The sequence below is a fragment of the Myxococcus sp. CA040A genome, assembly GCF_013336725.1.
Lineage (GTDB): Bacteria > Myxococcota > Myxococcia > Myxococcales > Myxococcaceae > Myxococcus > Myxococcus llanfairpwllgwyngyllgogerychwyrndrobwllllantysiliogogogochensis.
This window is the reverse complement of record NZ_JABUMR010000002.1, coordinates 1,018,313-1,036,247: the sequence shown is the minus strand read 5'-3', so window position 1 is coordinate 1,036,247 and position 17,935 is coordinate 1,018,313. Positions and strand designations below refer to the sequence as shown.

Annotated in this window: 16 protein-coding genes; 8 read left to right on the top strand and 8 right to left on the bottom strand. The window is 68.5% G+C overall.

Annotated features, from left to right (window positions below; translation table 11 throughout):
* The first annotated feature begins 56 nt into the window (after window positions 1–56).
* Entirely contained in the window at window positions 57–3,524 is a 3,468-nt protein-coding gene (locus HUA75_RS10950; RefSeq protein WP_141645619.1) for a methylmalonyl-CoA mutase family protein, read from the top strand.
* Between the two features lie 42 nt (window positions 3,525–3,566).
* Here HUA75_RS10950 and HUA75_RS10945 read toward each other — a convergent pair whose 3' ends face one another.
* A complete protein-coding gene (locus HUA75_RS10945; RefSeq protein WP_141645618.1) occupies window positions 3,567–4,169 on the bottom strand; it encodes a TetR/AcrR family transcriptional regulator in 603 nt (200 codons plus the stop codon).
* Between the two features lie 73 nt (window positions 4,170–4,242).
* On the opposite strand from HUA75_RS10945, the gene HUA75_RS10940 reads away from it, so the two are divergent.
* Window positions 4,243–4,653, top strand: a complete 411-nt coding sequence (locus tag HUA75_RS10940) for a PaaI family thioesterase (RefSeq protein ID WP_141645634.1) — start codon at window positions 4,243–4,245, stop codon at window positions 4,651–4,653.
* A complete protein-coding gene (locus HUA75_RS10935; protein WP_174486327.1) occupies window positions 4,650–5,189 on the top strand; it encodes a pyridoxamine 5'-phosphate oxidase family protein in 540 nt (179 codons plus the stop codon). Before HUA75_RS10940 ends, HUA75_RS10935 begins: the two co-directional genes overlap by 4 nt.
* A gap of 85 nt (window positions 5,190–5,274) precedes the next feature.
* Here HUA75_RS10935 and HUA75_RS10930 read toward each other — a convergent pair whose 3' ends face one another.
* The 7 genes from HUA75_RS10930 to HUA75_RS10900 form a co-directional block, all read right to left on the bottom strand.
* Window positions 5,275–6,771 (bottom strand): DEAD/DEAH box helicase, encoded by a 1,497-nt coding sequence (locus HUA75_RS10930; protein WP_174456639.1) that lies wholly within the window; start codon window positions 6,769–6,771, stop codon window positions 5,275–5,277.
* A gap of 303 nt (window positions 6,772–7,074) precedes the next feature.
* Entirely contained in the window at window positions 7,075–9,180 is a 2,106-nt protein-coding gene (gene fusA / locus HUA75_RS10925) for an elongation factor G (protein ID WP_174486326.1), read from the bottom strand.
* Between the two features lie 477 nt (window positions 9,181–9,657).
* Window positions 9,658–10,413, bottom strand: coding sequence for a hypothetical protein (locus HUA75_RS10920; protein ID WP_217446017.1), 756 nt, complete (start codon window positions 10,411–10,413; stop codon window positions 9,658–9,660).
* The gene (locus tag HUA75_RS10915) at window positions 10,410–11,183 is read right to left on the bottom strand and encodes a hypothetical protein (protein WP_254627490.1); all 774 of its coding nucleotides are present in this window, start codon (window positions 11,181–11,183) and stop codon (window positions 10,410–10,412) included. The genes HUA75_RS10920 and HUA75_RS10915 overlap by 4 nt, the downstream gene beginning before the upstream one ends.
* A 2-nt stretch (window positions 11,184–11,185) precedes the next feature.
* A complete protein-coding gene (locus HUA75_RS10910) occupies window positions 11,186–11,665 on the bottom strand; it encodes a hypothetical protein (protein ID WP_141645614.1) in 480 nt (159 codons plus the stop codon).
* A 103-nt stretch (window positions 11,666–11,768) separates the two neighbouring features.
* Window positions 11,769–12,965 (bottom strand): cyclic nucleotide-binding domain-containing protein, encoded by a 1,197-nt coding sequence (locus HUA75_RS10905; RefSeq protein ID WP_174486325.1) that lies wholly within the window; start codon window positions 12,963–12,965, stop codon window positions 11,769–11,771.
* Window positions 12,966–13,121: 156 nt separating this feature from the next.
* Window positions 13,122–13,610, bottom strand: coding sequence for an FKBP-type peptidyl-prolyl cis-trans isomerase (locus HUA75_RS10900; RefSeq protein WP_141645612.1), 489 nt, complete (start codon window positions 13,608–13,610; stop codon window positions 13,122–13,124).
* Window positions 13,611–13,779: 169 nt separating this feature from the next.
* Here HUA75_RS10900 and HUA75_RS10895 point away from each other — a divergent pair, with 169 nt between their 5' ends.
* From HUA75_RS10895 to HUA75_RS10875, 5 genes are all read left to right on the top strand, one after another.
* Window positions 13,780–14,973, top strand: coding sequence for a metallophosphoesterase (locus tag HUA75_RS10895; RefSeq protein WP_174486324.1), 1,194 nt, complete (start codon window positions 13,780–13,782; stop codon window positions 14,971–14,973).
* Window positions 14,974–15,088: 115 nt separating this feature from the next.
* A complete protein-coding gene (locus HUA75_RS10890; protein WP_174456855.1) occupies window positions 15,089–15,631 on the top strand; it encodes an RNA polymerase sigma factor in 543 nt (180 codons plus the stop codon).
* Window positions 15,631–16,296 (top strand): DUF1109 domain-containing protein, encoded by a 666-nt coding sequence (locus HUA75_RS10885; RefSeq protein ID WP_174486323.1) that lies wholly within the window; start codon window positions 15,631–15,633, stop codon window positions 16,294–16,296. Before HUA75_RS10890 ends, HUA75_RS10885 begins: the two co-directional genes overlap by 1 nt.
* Window positions 16,293–16,613 (top strand): Carotenogenesis protein CarS, encoded by a 321-nt coding sequence (locus tag HUA75_RS10880; RefSeq protein WP_174486322.1) that lies wholly within the window; start codon window positions 16,293–16,295, stop codon window positions 16,611–16,613. The genes HUA75_RS10885 and HUA75_RS10880 overlap by 4 nt, the downstream gene beginning before the upstream one ends.
* Before the next feature lie 158 nt (window positions 16,614–16,771).
* Entirely contained in the window at window positions 16,772–17,935 is a 1,164-nt protein-coding gene (locus HUA75_RS10875; protein WP_174486321.1) for a hypothetical protein, read from the top strand.

The following is a 17,935-nucleotide window of genomic DNA, read 5'->3' as shown; positions in this document are numbered from 1 at the left end:
GCCGTCCCCGCTTCAATCGCTTGCCCGACACCCACCGCGCTCCTACTGTACGCGGCGTGCGAAACGTCCAGTTGACCCCGGTCCCCGGGCCCTACAAGCCGCGATTCCATGTGCGAATCGTGACGGCCGCCTCCCTGTTCGACGGGCATGACGCGGCCATCAATGTCATGCGCCGGCTGATGCAGTCCTCGGGCGCCGAAATCATCCACCTGGGACACAACCGCTCGGTCTCTGAAATCGTCGACTGCGCCATCCAGGAAGATGCCCAGGGCATCGCCATCACCTCCTACCAGGGAGGCCACGTCGAGTACTTCAAGTACATGATCGACCTGCTGAAGCAGCGCGGGGCGAACATCAAGGTCTTCGGCGGCGGTGGCGGCACCATCCTCCCCACGGAAATCGAAGAGCTGCATGCCTACGGCGTGACGCGCATCTATTCCCCGGACGATGGCCGCTCCATGGGCCTCCAGGGGATGATCGACCACCTCATCTCGGAGTGTGACTTCGAGAAGCGCCCCGCGGACTACGGGCCGGCCGTCGCGGCCATGCCGGTGCGCGACTCGATGAAGATCGCCTCGCTCATCACCATCGCGGAGAACTTCGCGAGCGCCGGAGACGCGCTGCGCGACGCGATGACGAAGCTGAGCGCGAAACAGCCGCGCGTGCCCGTGCTGGGAATCACCGGTACCGGTGGCGCGGGCAAGTCCAGCCTCGTGGACGAGCTGGTGCGCCGCTTCCTCGCGGACTTCCCGGACAAGACGCTGGCGGTGCTCTCCGTGGACCCGTCGAAGCGCAAGTCGGGCGGCGCGTTGCTCGGTGACCGCATCCGCATGAACGCCATCGACAACCAGCGCGTCTACATGCGCTCCATGGCGACCCGGCAGAGCAACCTCGCGCTGTCCAAGCACGTGGGTGACTCCATCGAGGTGTGCAAGGCCGCGGGCTTCGACCTCATCGTGGTGGAGACCTCCGGCATCGGTCAGTCCGACACGGAGATCATCGAGCACTCGGACGTCTCGCTCTACGTGATGACGGCCGAGTACGGCGCGGCGACGCAGCTCGAGAAGATCGACATGCTCGACTTCGCGGACGTCATCGCCATCAACAAGTTCGACAAGCGCGGCTCGCTGGATGCGCTGCGCGACGTGCGCAAGCAGTGGAAGCGCAACCACAACGCGTTCACCACGGCGGATGACTCGGTGCCCGTGTACGGCACCATCGCCTCGCAGTTCAATGACCCGGGGATGAACCAGCTCTACCGGGCCATCGTCGACACGGTGGTTCGCAAGACGGGTGCTCCGCTCCAGTCGCACCTGGAGCCGACGCCGGGTATGAGCGAGAAGAAGTGGATCATCCCGCCTGATCGCACCCGCTACCTCGCGGAGATCGTCGAGACGTGCGAGGCGTACGACAAGTTCGCCCGCTCCCAGGCTGCGGTGGCGCGGCGGATGTATCAGCTCCACGGCACCATCGAGGCGCTGCGACAGAACGTCGGCAAGAAGCGCCTGGAGATCGTCGAGCCGAAGGACACGTCCGACGTGGTGCACGTCACCGAGCGCGTCGAGGGCGAGCCCGCGTACCTGAGCGAGCTGGTGGAGCTGTACAAGGACCTGGAGTCCCGCCTGGACCCCGACTGCCGTCGGCTGCTGACGGAGTGGCCCGCGACAAAGCGGCGCTACGCGGCGTCCAAGTACCAGTACCAGGTGCGCGACAAGGTCATCGAGCTGGACCTGTTCACCGAGTCGCTGTCCCACCTGCGCATCCCGAAGATCGCCCTGCCCCGCTACGAGGACTGGGGCGACATCCTCATCTGGCTGCTGCGGGAGAACGCGCCGGGCGCGTACCCGTTCACCTCCGGCGTCTTCCCGCTCAAGCGCGAGGGTGAGGACCCGGCGCGCATGTTCGCGGGTGAAGGCGGCCCGGAGCGCACCAACAAGCGCTTCCACTACGTGTCACGCGGCCTGCCCGCGAAGCGCCTGTCCACCGCGTTCGACTCCGTGACGCTGTACGGCGAGGACCCGGACCACCGGCCGGACATCTACGGCAAGGTCGGCAACTCCGGCGTGTCCATCGCCAACGTGGACGACGCGAAGAAGCTCTACTCGGGCTTCGACCTGGCGGATCCGGCCACGTCGGTGTCGATGACCATCAACGGCCCCGCGCCGATGCTGCTCGGGTTCTTCCTGAACGCGGCGGTGGACCAGCAGTGCGAGAAGTGGATTCGCGCCAACAACAAGGTCGACGAGGTCGAGAAGAAGATCGACGCGATCTACCGGGAGCGCGGGGTGCCTCGGCCCCGCTACCAGGGTGACCTGCCGCAGGGGAGTGACGGACTGGGCCTGCTGCTGCTCGGCGTGTCGGGCGACGAGGTGCTGCCGCGCGACGTCTACGAGAAGATCCGCGCGACGACGCTCCAGCAGGTGCGCGGCACGGTGCAGGCGGACATCCTGAAGGAGGACCAGGCGCAGAACACCTGCATCTTCTCCACGGAGTTCGCGCTGCGGGTGATGGGCGACATCCAGCAGTACTTCACCGACAAGAAGGTGAGGAACTTCTACTCGGTGTCCATCTCCGGCTACCACATCGCGGAGGCAGGGGCGAACCCCATCTCCCAGTTGGCCTTCACGCTGGCCAACGGCTTCACCTTCGTCGAGTACTACCTGTCGCGCGGGATGCACATCGACGACTTCGCGCCCAACCTCTCGTTCTTCTTCTCGAACGGAATGGACCCGGAGTACGCGGTGCTGGGCCGCGTGGCACGCCGCATCTGGGCCAAGGCCATCCGCGACAAGTACGGCGGCAATGACCGCTCGCAGAAGCTGAAGTACCACATCCAGACGTCGGGCCGTTCCCTGCACGCGCAGGAGATCGCCTTCAACGACATCCGGACCACGCTCCAGGCGTTGCTGGCACTCAACGACAACTGCAACTCGTTGCACACCAACGCGTACGACGAGGCCATCACCACGCCCACGGAGGAGAGCGTGCGGCGCGCGCTCGCCATCCAGCTCATCATCAACAAGGAGTTCGGGCTCTCCAAGAACGAGAACCCCAACCAGGGCGCGTTCATCATTGATGAGCTGACGGACCTGGTGGAGGCGGCGGTGCTCACGGAGTTCCGCGCCATCTCCGAGCGCGGCGGCGTGCTGGGCGCGATGGAGCGCATGTACCAGCGGTCCAAGATTCAAGAGGAGTCGCTGTACTACGAGATGCAGAAGCACGACGGGACGCTGCCCATCATCGGGGTGAACACGTTCCTGGACCCGAAGGGTTCTCCGACGGTGACACCGCCGGAGGTGATTCGCGCGACGAAGGAGGAGAAGGACTACTCCATCACCGCGAGGGACGCCTTCTGGAAGCGCAACGCGGCGACCGCTCCGGCGGCGTTGGAGGCCGTGAAGCGCGCGGCGCTCGACAACGGCAACATCTTCTCCGCCCTGATGGACGCCTGTAAGGTCTGCACGCTCGGCCAGCTCTCCCGCGCGCTGTACGAGGTGGGTGGGCAGTACCGACGGAACATGTAGTGCTTCAGGGGCCCCGCGCGACACGGGGCCCCTGCCCTCCGTTCACTTCTTGGAGCGTGTGGGCCGTTTTTCGACGGACTGCCAGGCGGCACGCGCAAGCACCGGGATGGCCGCGCGCAAATCCGTCTTCGTCCGTCCCGCGAGCCAGTCGCGCACCAACTCCTGTGCGGGCCCGCGAAGGATGGCGAGGAAGAGTTCGAAGGACATCTCCTCGAACGCGCCGTCCCGGACGTGCGCCTGCCACCAGTCCTTCATCTGACGGAAGAAACCCTTGTTCTGCTCGCGGATGCTCGCCTCGGCCGCGACAACCGCCGCGACGCCTCGCGCACCCATGAGGAAGCGCGTCGCATCCGGCCGCGCCAGCGTCCACTCCAGATGGTGACGAACGAGCGCCTCGACGCCCTCCCGGGCTCCCGGCTGCGTCTTGAGCACCTCGACCACCCCTGACTGGTACTCGCCCAGGACGTCCAGGTAGAGCGCCGCGGCAATCGCGTCCTTGCTCTCGAACAGGTGGTAGATGCTCCCCGTGCTGGCCCCCGAGCGCTCACGGATGGCCGCCAGGGTCGTCCCCTCGACGCCCCGCTCCAGGAAACACTCCAGCGCCGCCTTGAGGACCTCTTCTCTCCGGTGACCCGGGTTGCGCATCCCTCTACCCTACATTAGAACACCATTCTAGAACGATATTCTACACAGCCGGGAGGCCGCCGTGGAGTCACTCATGGAGATGGGTCAGCAGGTGCTCAAGCAGCAGGCGTTCAGCACGCTGATGGGGACCCGGTTGGTGCATCTGACGAAGGGCGAGGTGGTTCTGGAGCTGCCGCTGCGCGAGGAGCTGCGTCAGCAGTACGGCTTCGTGCACGGGGGCGTGCTCAGCTACATGGCCGACAACGCGCTCACCTTCGCCGGGGGCACGGCGATGACGGGGCCCGTCATCACGTCGGAGTTCAAGATCAACTACGTCCGTCCGGCCCAGGGCTCCATGCTCATCGCACGGGCTCGCGCGCTGCACGCCGGGCGCAGACAGTCCGTCTGCCACTGCGAAATCTTCGTCGTCACGGAGAAGGGCGAGACGCTGGTGGCCGTGGCCCAGGGCACCATCGCCGCCATGGCGCCTCGCGAGGAGTCATGAACTCCGCAGCGGTGCCCGTGCCGCAAGGCCCACCGAGCACAACGCCAGCGCTTCACGAGCAGTGGCCCCGGGTGCGCCAGTTGTTCTCCAGCGCCTTCGCCAGCTCCCTGCACTTCGCCATCGCCAGCGTCGATGCGCGAGGAGCACCCCACATCACGCCCATTGGCTCCGTGCTGCTGGGTGAACCCGGGCGCGGCATCTTCTTCGAGGTCTTCGCCCGTCAGCTCCCAGCGAACCTCGCGAAGGACTCCCGGGTGAGCATCCTCGCCGTGGACAGCGGCAAGCTGTTCTGGCTTCGCTCACTCTTGGCGGGGCGCTTTACTCGCCCACCCGCGCTGCGACTCGTGGGGCACGTGCTCGGCCCTCCCCGACGCGCCACACCCGAGGAGCAACAGCGCTTCGCGCGACGCGTGCGACGACTCCGGTGGCTCAAGGGCCACGCGCGACTCTGGAGCCAGCTCGAACATGTGCGGGATTTCGAGGTCGAACGAATCGAGTCCGTTCACCTCGGAGCCATGACGGCGGGCCTGTCGTAACGGCCCACCCGTCACCGCCAACCAACACCTCGGGGCCCCGTGAGCACGTCGAGCGCGCATCACGGGCCCTCGGAGGGGCTTCAGCTCACAGCCACTTCGGAGACTGACGACGCGGAGGCGGCTCGGCCGCCTTCACGGGAGTCGGCGCCGGACCCGAGGACCGCGACGGTGCGCTGCCCCCACGAGACGGAGCACCGCCACCGCGCGACTGCTGTCCACCACCACGGCCCGAACCAGAGGAGCCGCCACCACCCCGCGCCGAACGGCCCGCCTCGGGACGCCCCTGGCCTCCGCCACCACCCCGGCGACGGCGTGACGAGCTACCGGGCTGGTTGCCACGGCCGCCACCTCCACCGCCCTGCCCGCCTCGCGACTGCCCACCCGAATTCGAGCTGCGCGCGACAGGCTCGTCCACCGAGGCCGAGGCCCCAGGACGCGGCGCCGCGAGGCCCGAGCGGTACGGATGCTCCTCCACCACCGGCACGCTGCGGCGGATGGTCCGCTCGATGTCGCGCAGGTATGCGCGCTCCTCGCCGTCGCAGAAGGACACCGCGGTGCCCGTCGCTCCCGCGCGGCCCGTGCGACCGATGCGGTGCACGTACTGCTCCGGCACGTTGGGCAGGTCGTAGTTGACGACGAAGCTCAACCCGTCGATGTCGATGCCGCGCGCCGCGATGTCCGTGGCCACCAGCACCCGGAGCGCGCCGTTGCGGAAGTCGTCCAGCGCGCGCTCACGCGCGTTCTGGCTCTTGTTTCCGTGAATCGCGGCGGCCGTGACGCCGGAGCCCTCGAGCTGCTTGGCCACCCGGTTGGCGCCGTGCTTGGTGCGCGTGAAGACCAGCGCACGCTCAATCTTGCCGTCCTTCAGCAGGTGCGTGAGCAAGCCGCGCTTCTGCTCGCGCTCCACGAAGTACACCTGCTGAGCAACGGTCTCCGCCGTGCTGGAGACCGGCGTCACTTCCACCCGGATGGGGTCCGTGAGGATGTTGCGAGACAGGTCGACAATCTCCGGCGGCATCGTCGCGCTGAAGAAGAGCGTCTGCCGCTTCGAGGGCAGCGCCTTGATGACCTTGCGCACGTCATGGATAAAGCCCATGTCCAGCATGCGGTCCGCCTCGTCGAGCACGAACACCTCGAGCGAGCGCAGCGACACGTAACCCTGGTCCATCAAGTCGAGCAGGCGGCCAGGCGTCGCCACCAGCACATCCACGCCGCTCTTGAGCGACTGCACCTGCGCGCCCTGGCCCACTCCGCCGAAAATCACCGCGTGGCGCAGCGGCAGGTTCTTGCCGTACGTCGCGAAGCTCTCGCTCACCTGCCCCGCGAGCTCTCGCGTGGGAGTGAGCACCAGGCAACGCACGGGACGCGCGCCCCCGGTCGGCGCCTTGGCGGACAGACGCTGGAGAATCGGCAGCGCGAACGCCGCCGTCTTCCCCGTGCCCGTCTGGGCCACGCCGAGCACGTCCTTCCCAGCCAGGGCGTGTGGAATCGCCTTCATCTGGATGGGCGTAGGCGTGGTGTACCCCTCCGCCTTGACCGCGCGCAGGAGGGTGTCGTGAAGCTGCAATTCGTCGAAAGTCATGGATTCCTAGTCGAAGTGAGTCTGCTTCCTCGCCAGGCAAGGAAGCCCGCGCAGCGAGCCCAATCGAGTTCAGTATCGAGGGCACCTGGCGGTGCGCGGTCCGGCCCGGCCGGCCGACCCGCTTGAGAATGTCGGAGAACAGGGGGGTCTTCCCGCCCATTCCACGCATTCGGCCGCGGACCCTGCCCTCTCCCGGGACGGATGTCCCGTGAAATCGAGCCCTTGACAGCCGCTTTTGTGGGGTGTCGGGCGAACGAAGAGGGCCCCGAGGCGTACAGCCCCGGGGCCCTCCTCACCCTTCCGTCATGCCCGTGCTTCGGACAGTGACGCCTGGAGCACTTCTGGCAGGGGCTCATACGTCCCCAGCCGCATGCTGGCCTGGGCCCGGCCCTGCGTCCTGCCCCGCAAGCCCGTCACGTAGCCAAAGAGGCTGGCCATGGGCACCCGCGCGGACACCACGCGGGCATTGCCCCGCGTCTCCATTCCCAGCACCCGGCCCCGCCGCGAGGCCAGGTCTCCCAACACCTCGCCCACGTACTCCTCGGGCGTGGTGACCTCCACGTCCATCACCGGCTCCAGAACCTGCACGCCCACCCGCCGCACCGCCTCCTGGAGCGCCAGGGAGCCGGCCATGGAGAACGCCTGGGGCGTGGAGTCGCGCACGTGCGTGTCTCCATCCACCAGCCGGACCTCCACGTCCACGAGCGCCACGCCGTCCCGCACGCCGCGCTCCATGGCACCCGCCACACCCTTCTGGATGGCGGGCACCAGCTCCCTCGGAATGGAGCCGCCCTTCGTGTCGTCCACGAAGACGAGCCCCGCGCCTCGCGCCGCCGGAGCCACATCCAGCACCACGCGCGCATACTGTCCGGGCCCGCCCGTCTGACGGACGTGCCGGTACTCCTGACGCACGGCGCGCTTGAGCGTGTCGCGGTAGGCCACCTTGGGCTGTCCCACGCGCGCCTCCACGCCGTACTCCGTCCTCAGTCGGTCCACGACCACCTCCAGGTGAAGCTCACCCATTCCGGACAGCAGCACCTGGCCGCTCTCCGGGTCCACGCCCACGCGCAGCGACGGGTCTTCCGCCGCCAGGCGATGCAGGCCCTCTTCCAGCTTCGGCAGCTCCGCGGGCGACTTCGCCTCCACGGCGAGGTGCACCACGGGCTCCGGGAAGCCGAGCGACTCCAGCACCACGGGTGCCTCGGGGTCGCTCAGTGTGTCTCCCGTGCGCACGTTCTTCAGGCCGAGCGCCGCCGCGATGTCTCCCGCATGGACTTCCGAGACCTCCTCCCTGCGATTGGCATGCATGAACATCAGCCGACCCACGCGCTCCCGCTTGCCGGTGGCGGGATTGAGCAGGACGGTGCCTGCGCGCAGCGTGCCCGAATAGACACGCAGGAAGACGATGTTGCCCACGTTCTTGTCACTCATCATCTTGAACACCAGCGCGGCCGGAGGACTGTCGTCCGTTGGCTCGCGCGAGGCACGTTGCTCCGTGCCCGGAACGAGTCCCTCCACCGACGGAAGGTCCGAGGGCGCGGGCAGGTAGTCGACGACGGCGTCCAACAGCATCTGCACTCCCTTCTTCTTGAACGCCGAACCGGCGAGCACCGGCACCAGCGTGCGCGAGAGGGTTCCCGCGCGCAGCGCACGCACCAGGTCCTCCTCGGTGATGTCTTCCAGACGTCCGTCCACGAACTTCTCCATCACCGCGTCATCCACGTCCGCCGCCGCCTCGATGAGCCGCAGCCGCAACGTCTCCGCCCGCTGCCGGACGTCCTCCGGCACGGACAGCTCCTCGCGGTACTCACCGGCCTCTCCGTCGAAGCGGAGGGTCTTCATGCGCACCAGGTCCACGAGGCCACGGAACTCCGCCTCCTCGCCCAGCGGCAGTTGCACCGCCACGGCGCGAGCGCCCAGGCGCTCACGGATGGATTCCAGGCTCATGACGAAGTCCGCGCCCACCTTGTCCATCTTGTTGATGAACGCGATGCGCGGGACGCCGTAGCGGTCCGCCTGACGCCACACCGCCTCCGACTGGGGCTCCACGCCCTGGCTCGCGTCGAACACGGCCACCGCGCCATCCAGCACGCGCAGGGAGCGCTCCACCTCGATGGTGAAGTCCACGTGTCCCGGCGTGTCCAGGATGTTGATGCGATGAGGAGCGCCCGCGGAGGGCCCGTGACGAGGCGACCAGAACGCGGTGGTGGCCGCGGAGGTGATGGTGATGCCGCGCTGCTTCTCCTGCGGCAGCCAGTCCATCTCCGTGGAGCCGTCATGCACTTCTCCCGTGGAGTGGATGCGACCGGTGAAGAACAGGACGCGCTCGGTGAGCGTCGTCTTGCCCGCGTCGATGTGCGCCATGATGCCGATGTTGCGGTACCGCTCGATGCGAGTGCTGCGGGACATAAAAGACTCCTGTTCCCGTCGGGCAGCGAGGCCCACGGGTGGCGATGGATGAGAGGAGCCGGTTGGAGACACGACGGGCGTGGAGCCGTCGGGCGCACGCACGCGCGACATGCCGGAGGGGCTCGAAAGGCCCGCTCAGGGACGCGTGAGGACACACGACGGCTCAGACGGAGCCAGGGCGGAACCGGGCTTCACGACACGCGGGAACCAGCGACCCGCGCGCCGGAAGGACTCCGGCCCGCCTGCTCAAATGTCGAGCAGAACCTCGTGACGGGGGGAAAGGCACACGTCCGCCGCCGGCGCGGGGAAGCGCGCAATCAGCAGGGCAGTGAAGGAGACGGGCCTCATGATGCGTATGAGTTAAGACAGACGACTGCCATTGTCAACTCACGGCCCTCGATAACCCCTGAAGCCCCCGCGCGCAACGCGCGCTCGGCCCGCGCATCGGCGTGGCGATTTCAGGGGAAGAGGCCTGGCTCAGTGCCCCGCGTCCTTGCAGAGGTCGTCCTGCAACTCGGTCAGCGCCTTGCGGGCGCGCATGGGCTGGCAGGTGTTCTCCAGGAAGTAGGCGGAGCCGCCCACCGTGGCCGCCTTGAGCTTCGCGCCCAGCGCCGCCCAGCACCGCTCGAACGCCACCTTCCTCGCCTCCGCGGCGCGAGCGTCCGCCACGGGCAGGTCCAGCGCCGCGAGCACCGTCTCCCCGAGCGCCTCGTCCTTGCAGACGCCGGAGTCCTTCCGCTCCCCCACCGCCATGACGAAGAGGGGCATCGCCACGTATGCGAAGCGGCCTTGTCTCACGAGCCGGGCGGCCTTCAGCGCGGACTCCGGCCCCGTGCCCACCGCGAGCTGCTGATACGTCTCGACACAGTCGCGCCCCTCCTGCGCGAGGCAGCGCTCCAGCCCCTTCACCGCGCTCGCGTCACGCGCGGCGGTGTAGGGAGTGGCCTTGGCGAGGAATGCATACCGCTGGCCCAGGGTCCGGGCCTTCCTCGCGGCGGCGAACGGCTCTTCGTCGGTGGGCGTCGCCGCTTCGACCTCCGCTGTCGCGGCATCCGTCACCAGATTCCGCCACGAGTCCGTGCGCGTCGCGGCGGGAACATCCTCCGCGCGCTCGAGCAACTCCGCCCAGGCCTTCTGTGAGGCCAGGGCCTGGAGGTCCGCGAGCGTCGCCGGGGGCCGGGCCGCGCCCACCGTCGACACCAGACACGTCAGCACCACCGCGCGTCGAATCATCGTCCGAGACTCCTGCCGAGGAACGCCGCCCCATCGGCCGCGCCCTCGCGGTGGGTGGTGAAGACGAGCGTGGACCCACTGCGATCCAGCGCGAGCGCGGGACCGAAGCGACACGTCAACGCCGTGACATCCTTCAGCGCGGCACAGCGAGCCCGCGCCTGGGTGAGCAGCGGCGCACAGGCCGCCCAGACATCCACGTCCGCCATCACCTCGTCACTGAACGTCTTCCAGTCGAAGGTGAAGGTCGCCGTCGTGCCACAAGCACCGCGCAGCGCCGTCAGGGCCTCGGCGGCGCGCGCGGTGTACTTCTTTTCCAGGTGGGGCCACGCTTTCTTCTCGAAGGCGGCGAGCCTCCCTGACTCACGTTGCAGGGAATGCGCGGTGAGCACCTCGGAGGCGGACGCGCGCTCCGTCGCCTCCGGGTTGAACCGCACGCGGAAGGCAGGCTTGCCCGGAAGGAAGACGTCATAGACACCGCTTTCGCGCTCGGACGCCAGCACCCAGTCCGCGCCGCGATGACGGGCCACGTAGTCGACGCCACCTCGCGTGCCGCGCGCCTTGCAGCGCACCGCGAGGCCGTCATGTTCGGAGTCGGCGCCCCGGACCTGGAGCACCGCCTCCGACGACTCGCGCGGAGCCAGCGCGACGACCTCCAGCGTCTGACCATCCTTGCCCCGGTACACCTTGAGGGACAAGGCATCCAGGGACTCCGCCGCCACGGCCCCCGAGGACAGGAGCAGCGTGAGCATCATCGCCAGCTTCCGCGCCATGCTCAGTTCAGCGCCTTCTCGAGCACGGCCTTGGTGTTGTCCTCGATGTTCGTGTGGTCTTTCCCCATGCGGTACGTGAGGGTGCCCTTTTCGAGCGAGATGTTCGCCTGCGTCGCCCCGTTGACGCTGTCGTCCTTCTTGTCCGCGGGCTTCACGCCAGCGAACAGGCACGACAAGCTGGTGACCTTCTTCGCGATCGACTTCTTGTACGCCGGGCGCTCACACAGGCTCGTCACCCCGTTGATCGCCGCTTCACAGTACGAGCTGAAGCTCGTGCCCGACCAGTCCTCCGGCTTGAAGTTCTGGAAGTCCGTCTTCACGGCGAGCTTCGTGCCGCACTTTTCGTTGGCCGCCTTCAGCGCCTCGGCGGTCGCCTCCTCGAAGGAGGCCTTGGCCTCCTCCTGCGCGGGCTTCAGGTCCTCCTCGGCGAAAGCGGACATCGACAGCAGGGTCACGACAGCGAACACGAGCTTCGAAGACATGCGGTGTCTCTCCTTGAAGTAGCGACATTCGCGAGTTTCGAAGTCTCCGGCTCCTGATGCAAGATTGGCCGAGGTCAACCCTACCTACCAGCGGGGGCGCCCCTCAGATGCTGAGGGCCCGCACGCGCGCGGCGAGGTTCTGGGTGAAGAGCCGGTAGATGCGCAGCGCGGCGGCCTCGTGCGTGTCCAGGTAGTGCTGGAAGCCGGCCCGGGTGATGCGCAGCGCTCGCACGGCCGTGCGCGCCTTCACCCGCGCGGACACGGGCGCGTCCTGGACCAGCGAGATTTCTCCCAGGTACGCCCCGGGCCCCAGCGTGTTGAGCCGGCGTGCGTCGTCCTCGGTGCCGCTGAAGACATCCACCGTCCCCTCCAGCAGCACGAAGAGGCCCACGCCCGCGGCGCCCTTCTCCAGCACCACCGCGCCCGCGGGGATGAGCACCTGACGGGCCACGCGATACAGGTCCTTCATGTCGTCCAGCGACAGCTCGCCGAAGATGGGAATCGCCTTGAGATACCCGTAGCCGTTGGCCTCGGGTGAGGAACTCTGGGATGGCAGCCGCGCGATGACGGCCTCCGCCTCCGCGTCCATGCCCATGCGGCGCAAGAGGCGCGCCTTCTCCGCGGCCAGCGCCGGGTCGCCTCGCGCGACCTCCGAGCCCCGCATCGTGTCCGCGAGCAGCGCCAGCGCCCGCCGCGTGAAGCCCTCCGCGTCCAGCAACATGCACATGCGCAGCACCGACTCCACGTGCCGCGCGTCCCCCGTCGGCACGCTGCCCAGCGCCTCGACCTCCGCGTGGGGTTGGCCCAGCTCGCGGTAGATGAGCGCGGCCTCGTACGGACGCCCCAGGCGGACCAGGCACTGGGCCACCGCCTCGCGCGAGCCCAGGCCCCGATACACCTCCAGCGCCCGCTCCAGCGCGCCACCGCGCTCGAAGGCCGCGGCGGCCCGGTCCGCTTCACCCGCGCGCAGGAAGGCCTCCGCCGCGTCCACGTACTGGCCTCCCTGGACGTAGAGCGCCGCCATGCGCGCATCCTCGCCACAGCCCACCAGGAGCCGCGCGGCACCGGAGAAATCCCGAGCCCACCGCAGCACCTCCGCCAACCGCTGGCGCACGTCCGGAGGCGTCAACGCCGCGTCACGCAGCAGGCGTTCCCGCTGCGCCGCGCCCAGCTCCTCGTAGAGCCGCGCGGCCGTCGCGGCCGACTCCAGCCCCATCAGCGATTGCAGCGCCTGGAGCGTGCCCTCCGCACCAGCGCGTTCCCCGCTCGACTCGGGCACTTCCGACTCGGACCCCGCCATTGCGCGTCCCCCTGGCCGGGAGATGAGACCCCCACGTCGACGACCCTACCCAAGGGCCTCGACGTCCCGGCAGACGTGCGCCGGCTATATCACCCCTCGCGGTGCCCCGGAGAGGCGGGTTCATGGGGTCCGCGCGCGACGACGGCGGCGCGGGCTTCAGCGGACGACGATGAGCTCCGTGTCGAAGATGAGCACCGAATACGAGGGAATGGCGCCGGGGCTGCCCTCCGCCCCGTACGCCAGCGACGAAGGGATGACGAGGCGCCGCTTGCCGCCCACGCGCATGCCCGCGATGCCCTGGTCCCAACCGTCGATGACCCGCCCCTGCCCCAGGATGAAGTCCAGCGGGGACTTGCCCTCCGACGAGTCGAACTTCTGACCGTCCGGCAGCCAGCCCGTGTAGTGCACATAGACGCGCCGGCCCGCGGTGGCCGCGTCGCCCGCGCCCGGCTCCCCGAGGTCCTGGAGATAGAGGCCGCTGGGCAGCAGCGTCATCGCCGCCAGGTCCACGTTCAGGCTCTCCGCGTACGTCACCTTGGTGGGGTCGCCATTGTCCGGGTTGCCCAGCGGCGGCGTATTGGGGTCCTCGCTTCCACAGCCCACCAAGGGGAGGAGCAGGGCGCAGAGCAGCAGGGAGCGAAGCATGGGGGTCCTCGAGAAGAAGGCCGGAGTCCGGCGATGAACGAGCCCCAGCCTGCCCCGGAGCGGCGGCCCGCGAAAGCAGAAGCGTGACCGCCTGCCTGCCGACACGGGCACCACACCCGTCGCGAAATGCACGGGCGCCCCCGACAGGCTTCCGCTATGCAGGAGCGCGATGCCACGCTGGCTCAGCCTCCTCATCTTCTTCGTCCCGGTCCTCTCGCTGCTGGCGACCGCGCACGTCTACCTCTACCGCCGACTTGTCCGAGACCAGACCGCGCGACGGGGGCTGCGCCTCGGCGCCCAGGCCGTGTTCGGCTTCGGCTTCCTGGGGGCCGTTGGCTTCCGCTTCCTCGGCACGCTGTTTCCCTCCGAGTTCGTGCGCATCCTGGGAATCGGCCTGCTCGTGTGGATGGGGCTGGTGTTGTACCTGCTCCTCTTCACGCTGGCCGTGGAGCTGGTCCAGCGCGCGGTGCGGTGGCGCGTCCGTCGCGCCGCGTCGCCACCGGAGCAGCCCTCACAGCCGCCTTCTCCCGAGCGCCGGGCCATCCTCACCGGAGGCCTGGCCGTGGGCGCGGGGCTCGCGGGCGCGGGCGTGAGCACGTTCGGGGCGTGGCGCGCGTTTCACCCACCCGACGTGCGCGACATCCCAGTGCGCCTGCCCCGGCTCCCCAGGGCCCTGGACGGGTTCTCCCTGGTGCAGCTCACCGACATCCATGTCGGAGACGTCCTCCAGCGCCACTTCGTGGACGAGCTGGTGGCGCGCACCAACGCCCTGAAGCCAGACGTCATCGCCATCACCGGCGACCTGGTGGATGGGTCCGTTGAGAGCCTGGGTGCCTTTGTCGCCGGCTTCGGAAGGCTGCGTGCCCGGAATGGAGTGTTCTTCGTCACGGGCAACCATGACTACTATTCTGGCGCATCGTCATGGGTGGCTTTCCTGGAGAGGCTGGGCATCACCGTGCTGCGCAACCGCGCCGTGTCCATCGGCGACACGGGTGCGTCCTTCATGCTGGCGGGCGTGGACGACTGGAGCGCGGCCCGGATGGGCGAGCCCGGGTACGACCTGGATGCCGCCCTGCGCGGAGTGAGCCCGGACCGGGCCTCCGTCCTCCTGGCGCACCAGCCGTCCAACTTCGACGAGGTCGCCCGGCGCGGCGTGGGACTCCAGCTCTCCGGCCACACCCATGGCGGGCAGATGTTCCCCGGCAACCTCGTGGGCGACGCCATCTGGGGCAGCCGCAACGCGGGCCTCAGCCGCACCGGCGACTCCCAGCTCTACGTCAGCCGGGGCTGCGGCTTCGTCGGGCCCCCGATGCGCGTGGGAGCACCGCCGGAGATTGCTCGGCTGGTGCTGCTGCCCGGGTGAACACTCCCGGCGCGGCGCTCGACATCGTCCGTGATTCCGCCGGGTTGAGAGTGAAGGACCGCGCGAACTCCGCGCTGGAAACACATTTCAGGGCGGGCCGTCCATGAGCCGGGTGATGGGGAGTCCCTCGGACGAAGAGCTCATGGAACGGTTCTGCGACGGAGCACCAGACGCCTTCGAGGCCCTCTTCGCTCGGCATTCCGGGCGGGTGCAGGGCTTTCTGACGCGGATGGTTCGCGACGGCCCGCTCGCCGAGGACCTCTTGCAGACCACGTTCCTGTCCGTCATCCGAGCCCGGGGCCGCTACGAGCCCGGAACCCGCTTCATCCCCTGGCTGATGACCATCGCCGCCAACGCCGCGCGAGACACCCTGCGTCATCGCCAGCATGTGGAGTCCTACTCCTCGGGCGAGGGCACAGCGGGCCCCACATCCGCCCCCCCACCCTCCGGGGACCCCTCCCTCCGCCGGCACCTGCTGGACGCGCTACAAAGACTTCCCCCCGACCACCGCGAGGCCGTGGTGCTCAGCAAGGTGGAAGGCTGGTCGTTCGACGAGATCGCCGCGCTCCGGGGAATCAGCGCGGGCGCGGCGCGACTGCGGGCACACCGGGGCTACGAAAAGCTCCGTGAGCTCCTCAGCGGGCTGGGAGAGGCGTGATGAAGGCGCCCATCGACATCGATGCCCTGCTCAACGAGACGCCTCGCACGGACGGCGCCTCGCTCGAACGCGCCCTCGCGAGCGCGCGCGGAGAGCTGGCCCTGCGCGAGCCCGTGCGTCGCTGGCGCACGCAGGCCGCGTGGCTGATGGCTTCGTCCGGAGGCCTGGCCATGGGGGTGGCCGGAGTGATGCTCGCCGGTGGCGCGCTCACGGGCTCCGCGCTGCTGGAGCGTGTTCCCCTACTGCTGCTGTTGCTGGCGACGAGTGCCGTGTGCGCCTGGGGCGCGCTGTCTCCACGAGGGCACGGGTTGCGTCGAGGCGGCGTGGGGCTGGCGATGGCCTGCGCGGCGACGCTCGTGCTCGCGCGCGGCTCTCCCAGCACCACACCTTCGCTGCCCGCCTGGGTCTGCACGGTGAGCCACCTGGCCGTCGGCGCCGCTCCGCTCGTGGTGGCGCTGTGGATGCTGCGCGGCGCGGCCTTCCAGCCCCTGCGCGCCCTGAGCGCCGGGCTGTCCGTTGGGACGACAGGTGCCTTCGTCGGCGAGCTGGCCTGCGAGCAGGACTGGCGTCACGTCGCCAGCTACCACCTGTTCGCCTGGGGGCTCATCTGTGTGATGGCCCTCGTCCTGTCACGTCACCTCAAACCCCGCTCCTACGCCCCATGACCCTGGACCCCTCTCTCATCGTGAGCACTGACGTGGACGGAGCGCCGGTGCGAATCGGAGAGCCCGTCACGGTCATCAGCGCGTCGTCGGACGGAACCATCAGCCCGGGCTTCCTCGGTCGCACCGGCACCGTCGTGGCCCTCGTCTACGACGACCCTGGCCTCCAGTACCCCTCCGACCCGCTCATCCAGGTGCGTGTCGACGGGTTGGGCGAAGACCTCTTCTTCCCGGACGAGCTGGAGCCCCAGTGGGCCCTGCAACGCGCCGCCCGCAAGCACCGCGAGCGGGCCGTGCCGGGAACGCATCGCGTGCAATAGCCAGCACCGCGACAAGCCAGGGCGACAATTCCTGGATTATCAAATTAAGATGAATTGCAGGTCAGGACTCACCCATACTCCCGTGCCACTCCATCGGAGGGGCCTCCGCGCCGGTGGAACGTGCCCGTGGCGGAGGCTGAACGCAATCGGGGGAGTCCATGAGAACCGTCATCCTGAAGTGGGTGCTGCTGGTCACCTGCCTTCAAGGCCCGTTGGCCTCGGCGCAGGCGCAGATCTCCGTCTGGCATGCCTTGAATGGACAGACAGAGGCAGCCTTCAACAGTTCGGTCCAGCGCTTCGAGGACAACAATCCCAGCCACACCGTGGCGGTGTCCCAGTTCTCCAGCCAGGAGGACCTCTACACGAGCCTCATGGTCGCCGTGGCCGGAGGCAACGCCCCGGACGTGGTGGTGGGCAATCACACGATGGCGCCCGCGCTCCTGGAAGCTGGCATCGTCGCGCCCTATTGCATCCCCGGTGAGTGCCCCGAGTGCGAGTCGGCGAATCCTCCCCGTTGGTGCGCCTATGCCTCCAACGGGATCTACAACGACTACTCTTCCTACGGCGATTATGGAGGCTTCGAGGCGAGCATGATTCCAGCGCTTCAGCTCGACTCCAACCGCTGCGTCCAGGAGGACTGCGCGGAGTGCGCCGCCCCCACGCCGACAGGCTTCGCTCGCCCCCTGTACTGCGATTACATCCATCGGTCCTCGAACCTCGACATCTTGCAGGCGGGGTTCGCGGTGTGGAACGACGAATGGGAATGGGTGTTCCCCATTGGCAGGCCCGCCTGGTGGAGCCACCTCGCCTACGCGGTGGACCTGAGCTGGCTCGAGCAAATGGGCCTCGAGATGCCCGCGACGATTCCCGACGCGGAAGAGACCCAGTCCCATGCCAGCGGCATCCACGCCTACGACCTGGATGGTGAGTACTGCGGCACCGTGCCCTACCGCTTCAAGATACCCGGGTGGGTGGGTGGCCCGCTTCCGGACCCCTGGGAGAATGCGAACATCTTCATCGTCCCCTCCGAGCAACTCGCGTTCCTGTCCGAGCACCGTCCGGGCTTGCAGGCCGCCGTCATCGAGGGGCACCGACCGGAGATCATCGTGACGGGCGCCTTCGTGCTCTCCACCACCCAGGAGCGGAGCGCCGCGCTCGAGTTCATGTACGAACTGGGGAGCGACGAGACGCAGCTCGAGGGCGCGCTGGGCACCACGTTCCTGCCCACGAACAACGGGGCCTTCGAGAACACGTTCGACCTGGTGCCAGGAGTCCGGGACTCCGCGCTGGGCGGAGTGCTCGCTCCGACCTACCAGCAATAG

Excerpts from the sequence above, each read along its gene's own strand:
- HUA75_RS10945 (WP_141645618.1), bottom strand. The coding sequence starts at position 4,169 with ATGCGCAACCCGGGTCACCGGAGAGAAGAGGTCCTCAAGGCGGCGCTG.
- HUA75_RS10940 (WP_141645634.1), top strand. The coding sequence starts at position 4,243 with ATGGAGATGGGTCAGCAGGTGCTCAAGCAGCAGGCGTTCAGCACGCTG.
- HUA75_RS10935 (WP_174486327.1), top strand. The coding sequence starts at position 4,650 with ATGAACTCCGCAGCGGTGCCCGTGCCGCAAGGCCCACCGAGCACAACG.
- HUA75_RS10930 (WP_174456639.1), bottom strand. The coding sequence starts at position 6,771 with ATGACTTTCGACGAATTGCAGCTTCACGACACCCTCCTGCGCGCGGTC.
- fusA (WP_174486326.1), bottom strand. The coding sequence starts at position 9,180 with ATGTCCCGCAGCACTCGCATCGAGCGGTACCGCAACATCGGCATCATG.
- HUA75_RS10920 (WP_217446017.1), bottom strand. The coding sequence starts at position 10,413 with ATGATTCGACGCGCGGTGGTGCTGACGTGTCTGGTGTCGACGGTGGGC.
- HUA75_RS10915 (WP_254627490.1), bottom strand. The coding sequence starts at position 11,183 with ATGGCGCGGAAGCTGGCGATGATGCTCACGCTGCTCCTGTCCTCGGGG.
- HUA75_RS10910 (WP_141645614.1), bottom strand. The coding sequence starts at position 11,665 with ATGTCTTCGAAGCTCGTGTTCGCTGTCGTGACCCTGCTGTCGATGTCC.
- HUA75_RS10905 (WP_174486325.1), bottom strand. The coding sequence starts at position 12,965 with ATGGCGGGGTCCGAGTCGGAAGTGCCCGAGTCGAGCGGGGAACGCGCT.
- HUA75_RS10900 (WP_141645612.1), bottom strand. The coding sequence starts at position 13,610 with ATGCTTCGCTCCCTGCTGCTCTGCGCCCTGCTCCTCCCCTTGGTGGGC.
- HUA75_RS10895 (WP_174486324.1), top strand. The coding sequence starts at position 13,780 with ATGCCACGCTGGCTCAGCCTCCTCATCTTCTTCGTCCCGGTCCTCTCG.
- HUA75_RS10890 (WP_174456855.1), top strand. The coding sequence starts at position 15,089 with ATGGGGAGTCCCTCGGACGAAGAGCTCATGGAACGGTTCTGCGACGGA.
- HUA75_RS10885 (WP_174486323.1), top strand. The coding sequence starts at position 15,631 with ATGAAGGCGCCCATCGACATCGATGCCCTGCTCAACGAGACGCCTCGC.
- HUA75_RS10880 (WP_174486322.1), top strand. The coding sequence starts at position 16,293 with ATGACCCTGGACCCCTCTCTCATCGTGAGCACTGACGTGGACGGAGCG.
- HUA75_RS10875 (WP_174486321.1), top strand. The coding sequence starts at position 16,772 with ATGAGAACCGTCATCCTGAAGTGGGTGCTGCTGGTCACCTGCCTTCAA.